Annotated in this window: 11 protein-coding genes and 1 riboswitch; all 11 genes read right to left on the bottom strand. The window is 35.0% G+C overall.

Annotated features, from left to right (window positions below):
- Window positions 1-7: 7 nt before the first annotated feature.
- Window positions 8-1,663 (bottom strand): alpha-glucosidase, encoded by a 1,656-nt coding sequence (locus GTO82_RS01195; protein WP_180873488.1) that lies wholly within the window; start codon window positions 1,661-1,663, stop codon window positions 8-10.
- A gap of 105 nt (window positions 1,664-1,768) precedes the next feature.
- Complete coding sequence (locus GTO82_RS01190; RefSeq protein ID WP_014567023.1) at window positions 1,769-2,713, bottom strand: LacI family DNA-binding transcriptional regulator; 945 nt, start codon at window positions 2,711-2,713, stop codon at window positions 1,769-1,771.
- A gap of 151 nt (window positions 2,714-2,864) precedes the next feature.
- Window positions 2,865-3,836 carry a ribose-phosphate diphosphokinase gene (locus GTO82_RS01185; protein ID WP_069168854.1) on the bottom strand — a complete coding sequence of 324 codons (972 nt, stop codon included), beginning with the start codon at window positions 3,834-3,836 and terminating at the stop codon, window positions 2,865-2,867.
- A 111-nt stretch (window positions 3,837-3,947) separates the two neighbouring features.
- Window positions 3,948-5,333, bottom strand: a complete 1,386-nt coding sequence (gene glmU / locus GTO82_RS01180; RefSeq protein WP_180873487.1) for a bifunctional UDP-N-acetylglucosamine diphosphorylase/glucosamine-1-phosphate N-acetyltransferase GlmU — start codon at window positions 5,331-5,333, stop codon at window positions 3,948-3,950.
- Window positions 5,334-5,380: 47 nt separating this feature from the next.
- A complete protein-coding gene (purR, locus tag GTO82_RS01175; RefSeq protein ID WP_014567021.1) occupies window positions 5,381-6,217 on the bottom strand; it encodes a pur operon repressor in 837 nt (278 codons plus the stop codon).
- Window positions 6,218-6,334: 117 nt separating this feature from the next.
- Window positions 6,335-6,574 (bottom strand): Veg family protein, encoded by a 240-nt coding sequence (locus tag GTO82_RS01170; RefSeq protein ID WP_004895990.1) that lies wholly within the window; start codon window positions 6,572-6,574, stop codon window positions 6,335-6,337.
- Between the two features lie 75 nt (window positions 6,575-6,649).
- Window positions 6,650-7,540 carry a 16S rRNA (adenine(1518)-N(6)/adenine(1519)-N(6))-dimethyltransferase RsmA gene (rsmA, locus tag GTO82_RS01165; protein WP_180873486.1) on the bottom strand — a complete coding sequence of 297 codons (891 nt, stop codon included), beginning with the start codon at window positions 7,538-7,540 and terminating at the stop codon, window positions 6,650-6,652.
- The gene (gene rnmV / locus GTO82_RS01160; RefSeq protein ID WP_180873485.1) at window positions 7,530-8,093 is read right to left on the bottom strand and encodes a ribonuclease M5; all 564 of its coding nucleotides are present in this window, start codon (window positions 8,091-8,093) and stop codon (window positions 7,530-7,532) included. Before rnmV ends, rsmA begins: the two co-directional genes overlap by 11 nt.
- Window positions 8,077-8,850 (bottom strand): TatD family hydrolase, encoded by a 774-nt coding sequence (locus GTO82_RS01155; protein WP_180873484.1) that lies wholly within the window; start codon window positions 8,848-8,850, stop codon window positions 8,077-8,079. The genes rnmV and GTO82_RS01155 overlap by 17 nt, the downstream gene beginning before the upstream one ends.
- Window positions 8,850-10,826, bottom strand: a complete 1,977-nt coding sequence (gene metG / locus GTO82_RS01150; RefSeq protein ID WP_180873483.1) for a methionine--tRNA ligase — start codon at window positions 10,824-10,826, stop codon at window positions 8,850-8,852. The genes GTO82_RS01155 and metG overlap by 1 nt, the downstream gene beginning before the upstream one ends.
- 98 nt (window positions 10,827-10,924) lie before the next feature.
- Window positions 10,925-11,956: a cation-transporting P-type ATPase gene (locus GTO82_RS01145; RefSeq protein ID WP_180873482.1), complete on the bottom strand. Its 1,032-nt coding sequence runs from the start codon at window positions 11,954-11,956 to the stop codon at window positions 10,925-10,927.
- 69 nt (window positions 11,957-12,025) lie between these two features.
- A riboswitch (M-box (ykoK) riboswitch) is annotated at window positions 12,026-12,198 on the bottom strand.
- Window positions 12,199-12,209 lie beyond the last annotated feature (11 nt).

The raw sequence follows: 12,209 nt of genomic DNA, 5'->3' as shown, positions 1-12,209 counted from the left end.
AATCTTTTTAATTTTCTAATACTACTCCGGCATATGGCTCTAGGTGTAATTTTCCTGCCGTTAAATCATATTGACCAGCTGATAATCTTTCACTACTAAATTCTTTTCCTACTTCAATTTCAATCGGTTCTTGACTCAAAGAAACAGCAACAAGAGCTTTTTTGTCTTTTAAATTACGCTCATAGACGTAGCTTCCATCTGACGTTGACCATAAATAATAATTGCCATCTTGAAATAGTTGTTCTTTTTTCAAGCTAATAAGCTTTTTGTAAAAGTTAAACATACTACTATCATCTGCTATTTCATCAGCTGCATTTGTCTCATCAAGCTTTTTACCTTTAAGCCAAGGTTCTTTATCTGTAAAGCCATTATTTCTTTCGTTATCCCATGGCATTGGACCTCGAGCAGGAAGTTTATGGATTTTACTTACCATTAACAATGCTTCTTTTGAAGGTACGCCTGCTTTTTCTGCACTCTTTACAAACTCTTTTACAGTATCATCTTGAAAATCATTGACATTTTCAAACTGTAAATTTCTCATTCCTAACTCTTCACCATAATAAATGATTGGAATACCGCATTGTAAGTACATCAACATAGCCAAACTTCTTGCTTGAGTATCATTTTTAGCAATCCTGGTTGCAAGCCTTGCCATATCATGATTATTCCAATAAAGAGTAGGCTTAGAAATTCCACTTAAGGTTTGTTGCCAAATAGTTTGATTTTGTTTAAATTTAATCCAATCTAATGGTTTAGGTTGATAATTACTCAAAAAACTAGGATCAATTTTGCTCTGATCTTCAGTAAAATATCTAAAAGTAATTACGCTATCCATTAAATGATTATCCTTATTTGTATAATCCACAGCTAAATTCACATTTGCACTTGCTGCTTCTCCTAAAAGTAATGCATCAGGATAATCTTGCTTTATTTCCTCACAAAACGGTCGCATCCATTTTTGAACTTGTGGTAAATTAGCAAAAAATGGTTCTGCAATCACTGGCTCTTCATCTTTACAATTAACCGGAAAATTCTGTCTTAAATCTGCTTTTGCAATATGAATAAATGCATCTAGTCTTAATCCATCAATTCCCTTTTCTAGCCAATATTTTGCAATCTCAGTCATTGCATGTCTAACTTCTGGATTATTCCAATTCAAATCAGGCATTCTTTTATCAAAAAGATGAAAATAAAATTGTCCGGTACCTGCAGGATCCTTTTCCCAAACACTCCCACCAAAAAAACTTCCCCAATTATTTGGACGCTGATTGTTTTCTCCAGCAAAAATATAATAGTCACGATAGATACTTTCTAGATTTTTTATAGCATCTTGAAACCAGGGATGCTGGTCAGACGTATGGTTTAATACAAAATCCATAATCACATGAATACCAGCCTCATGCATCTCTTTAATTAAGTTATCCATATCCTCCATTGTTCCCATCTTTGGATCAATAGCAAAATAATTTGATACATCATAACCATTATCCACTTGTGGAGAAACAAAAATTGGATTTAGCCAAACAGCATTGATTCCTAATTCCTTTAAATACGGTATTCTCTTTCTTATTCCATTTAAGTCACCAATACCGTCACTATTAGAATCTTGGAAAGACTTCGGATAAATTTGATAAATAATTGCTTGATCATACCAATGTCTCATAATAAACTTCCTCCATAGCTTTTATTTTAAGCAATCATTTTAAGCGCTTACAATATATTTTATATGTTACCGGTATCAAAAAAAGGAAGCTGACTAAACAGCTTCCTAATTTCTTGTAGATTCACTTTGTATTAATTCTGGTTCAATCAAAACCTCACCTTGTTGAGCTCCATCTTGTTTTATTTTTTGTAGAATCATCCCAGCTAATAGTTCACCAAGCTTAAATAGATTTTGCTTAACTGTAGTCAATTTAGGATTAGAAACTTGATCTAACAAGACCCCGTCAAAACCAATCACACCAAAATCCCGAGGAATATTTCCATTCTTTCTTTGTATAGCTCGTACTACGCCCACTGCGATTCGATCACTAGCACAAATAAAGCATGTATTTGGCGCAAACTTTCTCCAATTGCTAATAATTAACTTTTCAGCCAGACTACTATGGTTTTGGATTCGAAAAATTTTTGGAATCATATTATGTTTCTGAAGTGTGTTGATATAGCCAGCTTCTCTTGAGTATTCAAACGGCTCTTTTTCATCAATTCCAATGAAAACAATTGATTGATAATTTTTATTAAGTGCATACTGTGTAGCCAGCTGTTCACCTAACTTGTTATCTGTATCAATAAAATCATAACCGTAGCGATTTTCTCCAAATAAAACAAAAGGTTTATCTAATTGATCTAACCATTCTGCATCCGTTGCTCGCCCACCAGTTATAATGTAGCCGTCTCCTCCGCCAACATCCCTATCTGTGGCTAATTGAATCGCGTAGTGTTTTTTGCTTAGTCCCTTAGCAATTCCAAAAAGTAGATTCATATAGTACGGCTCGGTTGTATCAATATCTTCTAAAATTACCAATTTAACCACATTCGTCCGATTATGAGCTAAAGCACTCGCAATTGAATTGGGATGATAATTCAATTGCTCCATTGCTTTTTCCACAATTTTTCTTAATTCGGGCGTCACCTGTTGCGGATGATTAATAACCCGTGATACTGTCATCTTAGATACACTAGCTTTTTTTGCTACATCAGATAAAGTAGTCATATTCCCATAGTTCCCTCTTTAAAACTGTATAGTTTATATACTACCTTAATTATCGGAAATATGTAAACGCTTTTTTCATTTTTAAAAATAAAAGTATAGCTTTTATTTTTAAAAAACAATACCTAAGTACATAGATATTGGTTTTTATTACTTAATTATGGGATTGGAAACGAGTATTAAATAGTGGACTAACCGGTTTATGTTCTTGGATCAATTTAATTGCTTCACCCATTAATGGTCCAACAGAAACAATTTCAGCCTTAGATAAATCTTTTTCTTCAGGTTGGTTAATTGAATCAGTTAAGATCAATTTCTTAATTGGTGAATTATTCAAGCGTTCAATTGCAGGACCTGATAAAACAGCATGAGTAGCGGAAGCATAAACTTCAGTTGCACCAGCATCCATTAAAGCTTGAGATGCTAAAGTAATAGTACCAGCAGTATCGATCATATCATCAATAATAATGGCACGCTTGCCTTTTACATCACCAATAATGTTCATAACTTCAGCAACATTTGCCTTTGGACGACGCTTATCCACAATTGCAATTGGAGTCTTAAGAAATTCTGCTAGCTTTCTTGCTCTAGTTACACCACCATGATCAGGTGAAACTACAACAGCATCTTTTTCTAAATCATGGCTTAAGAAGTAGTCCGCAAGAAGAGGTGCACCCATCAAATTATCAACAGGGATATCAAAAAATCCTTGAATTTGTGGAGCATGTAAATCAAGTGAAAGTACTCGATCAGCACCAGCTTTTTGTAACATATCAGCTACTAACTTAGCTGTAATTGGTTCACGTGCACGAGTCTTTCTATCTTGACGTGCATATCCGTAGTAAGGCATCACTAAGTTAACACTTCTAGCTGAAGCACGCTTAACAGCATCAATCATGATCAATAATTCCATTAAATTATCATTTACTGGAGCTGAAGTTGATTGTACTAAATAAACATCTTTACCACGAACCGATTCATCGATGTTAATTTGAATTTCACCATCACTGAAACGTTTAACATCAGACTTACCAAGCTCAACTCCTACCTTTTTAGCAATTTTTTCTGCTAAAGGTTTATTAGAGTTGAGCGCAAAAATTTTGATTTCTTTGTCTAATTGAGACATAATTTCCTCCACCGAAAAATTACAATTCCACATTTAATAATAGCAGAAAAATGCTTGTTACGCTTGTAAATAGCAAAAAAAAGAAGTTGTATTTAACAACTTCTTTTAAATTTATTCCCATTCTTTATCTTTTGCTAAAGGTAATTTGTGCCAATAATCTGGTTTGTTAGTCTGTCTACCTCTGGCAATTGCCATGTCATACTTCTCAACATCTTTAGTAATTGTTGAATCAGCTGCAACAAATGCATGATCGGCAATATTAACTGGAGCAATAATTGTAGCACCTGCACCAATAAATGAATGATCACCCACATTAGTGTGGAACTTCTTAACACCATCGTAGTTAGAGAAAATAGTTCCGCAGCCAATATTAATGTCTTTGCCTAAAGTTGCATCCCCAACATAAGTTAAGTGTCCAACCTTGGTATTTTCACCAATTTCAGCCTTCTTAATCTCGACAAAGTTACCAATGTGTGCACCCTTGCGAATTACGGCCTTTGGACGAAGGTGAGAGTTAGGGCCAATGTCAGTATTATCATCCATTTGAGCTTCTTGAAGAGTTGAAGAAGTAATGGTTACATTATTACCGATCTTAGAGTCAATGATTCTTGAACTCGTAGTAATATAACAGTTACTACCGATTTCAGTCTTACCCTTAATAACAACATTACCTTCGATAACAGTATCGTTGCCAATTTTAACATCGCTATCAATATATGCAGTATCAGGATCAATAAATGATACACCATTTCTCATGTGTTCCTCATTGATTCTTTTTTGCATAATTTTAGTTGCTTGAGCAAGAGCTATTCGGTCGTTAACCCCTAGACTTTCACTAAAGTCTGGCATTTCATATGCACCAACCTTGTAACCAGCCTTGCGCATAATTTCTAAAACATCAGTTAGATAGTATTCACCTTGCGCGTTATCGTTACCTACTTGTTTTAGAGCTTTAAATAATTCTTTATTGTCAAAACAAAAAACACCAGTATTAATTTCATCAACAGCTAACTCTTCTGGAGTACCATCTTTTTGTTCAACAATTCTCAGAACATTTCCATCTTCGTCACGAATGATACGTCCATAGCCAAATGGATTTGGAGCTTTTGCGGTCAAAACAGTTGCACTATTTCCGCTCTCTTCGTGTTTTTTAAATAAGTTATTAAAGGTTTCGGCTGTAAATAATGGAGTATCCCCAGTAGCAACTAAAGTTGATCCCTCTAAATTCTCTAATAGATCATTTGCTGCTAAAACTGCATCTCCAGTTCCTAATTGCTTTTCTTGAAAAGCAAATTCTGACTGACCTGCTAATACATCTTTAACACTCTCTGCGCCATTACCAACAACAGTGATAATCTTATCTGGATTAGTTCCCTTTGCTGCCTCAACGACATGTTCTACCATCGCTTTTCCGCAAACCTTATGTAATACCTTGTAAAGTTTTGACTTCATACGGGTACCTTTTCCAGCAGCTAAGATAACAACATATTTATTCATGAATTTAATATCCCCTCAATATTGTATTTAAGCTATCTATCAGTATATCATTTTGGGAAACGATTGAAGTCTGTCTGCTCTAAGAAATTACCTGGTCGTACTTTGATTAGTTTCTTATCCCTGTCAACTTCAGTGATTTTAATTAAAGATTGGTAGTCATCAACTACTTTTTGAGAGGCATACTTTGTTTCGCAAAGTACACACATACCGGCAACAGTACCTTTAAATTCTTTAACTAGTTCTTCCATCCCAGTTAAAGTGCCTCCACCTTTCATGAAGTCATCGACAATTAGTACATTACTTCCTTCTGGGAGGAGTCTTTTGGCCAACTCCATTTTTTCAACTCGTTCACTTGAAGAAGCAACATAATTAACTGAAATTGTTGATCCCTCAGTAATTTTAGGACGTCTTCTAACCATTACAAATGGCACATTTAAGAAACGACTTACTGCTTGTGCAAGAGCAATTCCTTTAGTCTCAATCGTCATTACATAGTCAACATTACTGTAAGCATATTTGGTAGCAATCAGTTGTCCAATTTGACGTAAATCTTGCGGCGAACCTAAAATATCGGATAAGTAAACAAAATTACCGGGTAAAATACGATCAGGATCTTCAATACGGTCAGCTAAATCATAAAGATAGTCTGTAGCTTCTTTTTTTCCTACAAAAGGAATGTATCTTACTCCACCTGCTGCTCCTGCTACAGTTTCTAAAATTCCATTTTGATCGTTGGCTAAAGTTTGACGTAAAATTGCCAAATCTTCTGAAATTGAAGATTTTGCTGCACCATAGCGATCTGCAAAAAATGGTAATGCAATCAAAGTATGAGGGCGAGCCAAAAGATACTTAACCATATCAACTAATCTTTCTGAACGTTTCATGCTTTTACCTTCCTAAACATTAAATAGATTTCTACGTTTAAATATACTCTATATAAAGAAAAATCACTAGCATTTTAAGTGAAATACTAGTGATTGTTCGTAATATTCTATTGTCGACTACATTTCATCAAACTCAAGTTCAATGTTCTTGGTTAATAAATCGGTATAACTATAAGATACTCGTTCAAAATTGTTTTGATCTTGGTCAAGATCTACAACAAATACTGCCCGATAAGTCTTAGTTAATCTACCTTTACGACGGGTTACTTTTTTTCTTCCTGCTTGAGCTACTACTACTAAGTTTTCACCCAAATGAGAATCCAAACTTTGTTTAATTGCCATTAGTGTTGTTGGCACTGGACGTCACTCCTTTGCTTGGACTCATTTTATCAAAAAATTAATATTTTTTCAAGTCTGTAATTTGTAACCGTTTTATGCCTGCCGATCGTTTAAAAGATGTGCCAACTGAACAAATTGATTTAGGGTTACTTCTTCCGGACGAATTCTAACATCTAGCCCTAGATCATTAATTAATTTCTCGCGTTCATCTTTATCTTTGATTAAAGTCTTCAAATTATTAGCTAAAGTTTTACGACGTTGAGCAAAGCACATTTTTACTACATGATCGAAGAATGCATAATCATTAATGTCAGGCTTTTCAAGAAGTGGCGTTAAAACAACAACAGCAGAATCAACTTTAGGTCTTGGCATGAAAGATGTGCTCTTTACTTCTTCGGCTAAGCGAACATTCATCCGACTTTGCACTGCAATAGATAAAGGACCGTATTCCTTTGTCTTAGGCTTAGCAACTAACCGTTCAGCAACTTCTTTTTGCATCATTAAGGTTAAACTTGAAAAATCTAAATCACTCTTAATCAGATTAAAAATAATTGGAGTTGTAATGTAGTAAGGTAAATTAGCAACAATCTTAACTGATTTACTTAAATCAAGAAAGCCATCATTATCCTCTACAAAGTTGGCTTTCAATACATCTTTCATTACCAACTTAAAGCGATCTTTCAATTCTTCACCATCAATTTTTTGTGGCAATTCATTGTTTAAGATTTCTGGTAAATCTTGATCAACCTCATAAGCTAAAACTTTAGCCCCAGCTAAAAGAAGTTGTTCAGTTAATGAGCCAATTCCAGGTCCAATTTCAATAACCTGGTCTCCTGGTTGAATATCTGCTGCTTCAACAATTCCTTTAATTGCTGCTAAATCCACTAAAAAGTTTTGACCTAAATTCTTTTTCGCATGCATAAAATAGCGATTAACAATTGCTTGAGTTCTAACTGGACTTGCAATCGGCATACTATTTGACATCTTCAACTGCCCTCTTTAATTCATCATAAGTAATTCCAAACATCTTTAAGCGTTTATAAAATTGTTTACTATTTCCATATCCAATTCCTAGCTTAATCCCAACCTTTTCACGTAAAAGACGAGCACCTGAACTCATTCCCAAGCCTAACTCATCGTACTTTTCCTTAGTGATATCACTTTCGATTGGTTTGATTTCATGCAAATCACTTAAAGCACGAACCAAGGCCTCTTTTGAAGCGTGTTCAACTCCTAAACTATTTCCACGCTTAGTTGGTTCTCCTTCTTTGCGTGTAATAAAAGCTTGCTTAGCCTGAGGAGCCGCTTGGGTAACTAAGCGCCGAATCCTTTCGCCATTATAATCTGGGTCAGTAAAAATAATTATTTCTCTAGTTTGCGAAAGTTTCTTTATTTCAGCTAAAGTTTGTTCAGATACATCTGAGCCATTGGTTTCAATAGTTTCAATTCCAGGAAAAAATTGTTTTAGTCGCTTGGTATCATCTCGACCTTCAACAATTATTACAGCATTAAATTGTTTCTTATTTTCTGATTCCATATACCCTCATCGTATTCTCAAATGTATGCTTAGCTACTTCTTCAACAGAGCTTCCACGCAAATCGGCAATTGCTTCAGCTACATAGCGTACATATCCTGTTTCATTCTGTTTTCCACGATATGGCTTTGGCGTTAAATATGGAGCATCAGTTTCAATTAAAAACTTGTCCCATGGCACAACCTTTGCTGACGCATGAACATCCACCGCTTTAGTAAAAGAAACCACACCAGAAAATGAAACCATCATCCCTAAGTCAAGAAACTTCTTGAGCCATTCCGGATCACCGTTAAAATTATGAATTATTCCACCATATTCACCGACATGGCTATCTTTCAAAACTTGATAAGTATCTTCAAAAGCATCTCGAGTATGAATATTAACAGGCATTTTCAAACTATGAGCCAAATCTAATTGTCTCGCAAAAACTTTACGTTGTACATCTCTAGGGGATTCATCCCAATAATAATCTAGTCCAATTTCTCCTAAAGCGACAGTTTTAGGTTCTTTTAGTTGCTCGACTAGCTTATTCTCAGCTTTTTGATCATAGTCTTTAGCAACATCCGGACAATAGCCAACAATAGCATATAAGTTATCGAATCTTTGACTCAAGTCAATCGCACGTTCGTTAAATTCAGGATCTTGTCCAGCAACCGCACTTTTCACAACACCTAATTCTTTAGCTCGTTCAAGATAAATGTCTTCTTTTCCGCGAAAAGGTGCACCATTTAAGTGTGTATGCGAATCAAAAATCTCCATTAGCCTAATTCAGCTCCAACCTCATGTTCATCGCCAACAATAGCTAACTTAACCTTGCCATCCTTTTCACTAGATAAAAGCATGCCTTGACTTTCATGTCCTAGCATCTTACGTGGCTTTAAGTTAGTAACTGCAAGGACCTTTTTATCTAAAAGTTCACTTGCATCTGGATAAAATTTACGAATACCACTTAAAATTTGACGTTCGTTTCCATCACCAAAATCAAGTTTAAACATTAATAATTTACTTGATCCCTTTACTGGCTCAACGGATAAAATTTGACCTACTTGAATTTTGACTTTGTCAAAATCATCAATTGTAATGTGTTTTTCTTCTTTCTGTTGACTTCTGGTCTTCTTCTTTGGCTTAGCCTTCTTCATTTCTTCCTTAATGTACTTAACTTCAACATCATTTTTAAGTCGTGGGAAGATTGGAGTTGGCTTTTCCGTTACCTTAATGTTCCAGTCAAAACCGCCAAAATCAAGTTTCTTTTGGTCATCATTATTCCAGTCAAGTCCGAGTTGTTCAAACATCTTAACTGGACTCTGCGTCATAACTGGTGCAATTAAAATGGCAATTAAACGTAAACTTTCAGCCAAGTTAGTCATCACTTTAGCTAATTCTTCACTCTTACCCTCTTTGTTTAAAGTCCAAGGTGTGGTTTCATCAATATATTTATTTGCACGGGAAATAAGCTTCCAAACGCTGTCTAAGGCTTGAGAGAAGTGGAGTGCATCCATTTGTTTTTGATATTCAGCGATTGTTTCATTAGCTGTTTTAATTAAATCTCTTGCAAATTCATCTTGTTCTGAAGCAACTGGAGCAACTTGGCCATCTTGATATTGATTAATCATTGAAACAGTTCTATTTAACAAGTTACCTAAATCATTAGCCAAATCAAAGTTAACTCTTTCAACAAAATCTTCCGGAGTAAAAATACCATCTGAACCGAATGGAATTGCACGCATCAAGTAATAACGAAGAGCATCTAAGCCATAACGTTTAACAATCATTTCTGGGTAAACGGCATTACCCTTTGATTTAGACATTTTACCGTCTCTCATCAATACCCAGCCATGCCCAAAGATTTGCTTTGGAAGAGGAAGATCAAGTGCCATTAACATAATTGGCCAATAAATAGTGTGGAAGCGAACAATTTCCTTACCAACTAAATGTACGTCAGCTGGCCAATATTTCTTAAATAATGCATCGTTATCTGAACCATATCCAAGAGCAGTAATATAGTTAGAAAGAGCATCAATCCAAACATAAACAACATGCTTAGGATCACTAGGCACAGGAATTCCCCAATCAACAGTTGTACGAGTGACAGATAAGTCTTCTAAGCCTGGCTTAATAAAGTTATTTACCATTTCTTTCTCACGAGAGTGAGGCAAAATAAAGTCTGGGTGATCCTTGTAGTATTGAAGTAAGCGATCAGCATATTTACTCATTCTGAAGAAGTATGATGGTTCCTTAACTAAACGTACTTCATGTCCTGATGGAGCCTTTCCGCCAATCACATTGCCATCATCATCTTTATATACTTCAGCAAGTTGTGATTCGGTGAAGTATTCTTCATCTTCTACAGAATACCAACCAGTGTACTCGCCTAAGTAAATATCTCCTTGTTTTAATAATCTTTCAAAAATCTTTTGTACAGCTTTAACGTGATCTTCATCAGTTGTTCTAATGAAGCGATCATAGGAAACGTCTAACATTTTCCATAGGTCCTTATAGGAATCAGCCATTTTATCTACAAATTCTTGTGGTTTAATTCCTTGTGCTTCAGCTTTTTGCTCAATCTTAAGTCCATGTTCATCAGTTCCAGTTAAGAAGAATGTATCAAAACCGCAAGATTTTTTATAACGAGTCATGGTATCAGCAGCAATAGTAGTGTATGCATTACCGATAGTTAATTTTCCAGATGGATAGTAAATAGGTGTAGTAATATAGAAAGTTTTCTTTTCAGCCATCTTTATTCTTCCTCTCATAAGTCTTTTAACTGCTAGTATAACATAGCATGCCTATATAAATTTGTGTACCAAAAAAGGAATTTCTTTTTTAGAAATTCCTAGTTAGATTGATTTTGTTTTTTCATTACCATGCTATTACTCGGATGGTGAATTGAATTTTTTAGTAATTGGCTAGTGATAGAAATAGGAACTGCATCAGAGGTTAATCCGACAACTACTGCAAGAGCAAATACTAAAGTATTTTCCCAGTTGCCATGCATCATACTACTAATTACTAAAAACAAAGGAACAATAACTGCAGCTAGAATTAAAAATACTCTTGTTAAATTTCTGGTATCTAAATTAAACACGTGCTTCTTTAATTCCATCTTGGAAATATTTTGAACTAATTTTCCAAAAATAGTCTCTTTTCCAGTCGCAAATACTACTCCAACTCCAGAACCAGAGATAATTCTGGTACCTGCGTATAAAATATTGGAATAGTCTACATAACCATGATTGTTTCTCTGACCTAAAGAAGTAATTTCACTCTTATATACTGGATTATCTTCATCCATAAAGAAATCGGCTGAACAAATTATATTATTATTCTTTAAAATTCTTACATCTGCCGGAACCACTTCTCCAGCTTGTAACAAGATAATATCCCCAGCAACTAACTCTTTAGTTGCCAACTCTTGTGGCATGCAGTCGCGCATAACTTTAGTAGTGGGTGATATTTTATGTAGTAAATTTTGAATAGCCGCTCTAATTTTGATATTTTGAATGAAACTTAACATTCCAGAAATAGCTAAAACTAAAATAATTAAAACAGGTGTATCTAAATTATGAACCTTTAATTTATAGTTAAGCATAATAGATACAATTGCTAAGCCCAAAAGAATACTTGTAAAAGGCGTCATGAATGCTTCACATAAAAATTGAAGTCTAGTATTTTTAGGTTTATTTACAATTTCGTTAGGACCATTTTTTGCTAAGCGTTGCCTCGCATCTTTAGTTTGAAGGCCACTAATTGAGGTTTTTAATCGTTGCAGTGTTGCAAATTTATCTTCGCATGCAATCCGGCGCACCAGCTTGGTGTCTGTAGTATGTCTTTTGCCGGAAGTGTTGATTTTTAACATCTTCAACATCCTTTCTTAAGAACCTAGCAAACAAACAAAAAGCCGATGCAAAAACTGCATCGGCTTAAATCCAAGCGATTTTTATACTCGTCGTTCAGTTTTAACACTACGTGACGTAAGGTTATAAAAATATAACTAGCTGGCTGGGGAGGGCCTTATATCGACGATCCCTGTTTGACCCGTTGGCATCTCTGGATGTTGCTGGGCGACAGCATGTGTTCACGTAGGAGTCTCACCTAACAGTTTATTTGCTCTAATATTT

This window comes from Lactobacillus johnsonii, assembly GCF_013487865.1.
Classification (GTDB): Bacteria; Bacillota; Bacilli; order Lactobacillales; family Lactobacillaceae; genus Lactobacillus; species Lactobacillus johnsonii_A.
This window is presented reverse-complemented; position numbering and strand designations above follow the sequence as displayed.

Excerpts from the sequence above, each read along its gene's own strand:
- GTO82_RS01195 (WP_180873488.1), bottom strand. The coding sequence starts at position 1,663 with ATGAGACATTGGTATGATCAAGCAATTATTTATCAAATTTATCCGAAG.
- GTO82_RS01155 (WP_180873484.1), bottom strand. The coding sequence starts at position 8,850 with ATGGAGATTTTTGATTCGCATACACACTTAAATGGTGCACCTTTTCGC.
- GTO82_RS01145 (WP_180873482.1), bottom strand. The coding sequence starts at position 11,956 with ATGTTGAAGATGTTAAAAATCAACACTTCCGGCAAAAGACATACTACA.
- metG (WP_180873483.1), bottom strand. The coding sequence starts at position 10,826 with ATGGCTGAAAAGAAAACTTTCTATATTACTACACCTATTTACTATCCA.
- rnmV (WP_180873485.1), bottom strand. The coding sequence starts at position 8,093 with ATGGAATCAGAAAATAAGAAACAATTTAATGCTGTAATAATTGTTGAA.
- GTO82_RS01185 (WP_069168854.1), bottom strand. The coding sequence starts at position 3,836 with ATGTCTCAATTAGACAAAGAAATCAAAATTTTTGCGCTCAACTCTAAT.
- glmU (WP_180873487.1), bottom strand. The coding sequence starts at position 5,333 with ATGAATAAATATGTTGTTATCTTAGCTGCTGGAAAAGGTACCCGTATG.
- GTO82_RS01190 (WP_014567023.1), bottom strand. The coding sequence starts at position 2,713 with ATGACTACTTTATCTGATGTAGCAAAAAAAGCTAGTGTATCTAAGATG.
- rsmA (WP_180873486.1), bottom strand. The coding sequence starts at position 7,540 with ATGTCAAATAGTATGCCGATTGCAAGTCCAGTTAGAACTCAAGCAATT.
- purR (WP_014567021.1), bottom strand. The coding sequence starts at position 6,217 with ATGAAACGTTCAGAAAGATTAGTTGATATGGTTAAGTATCTTTTGGCT.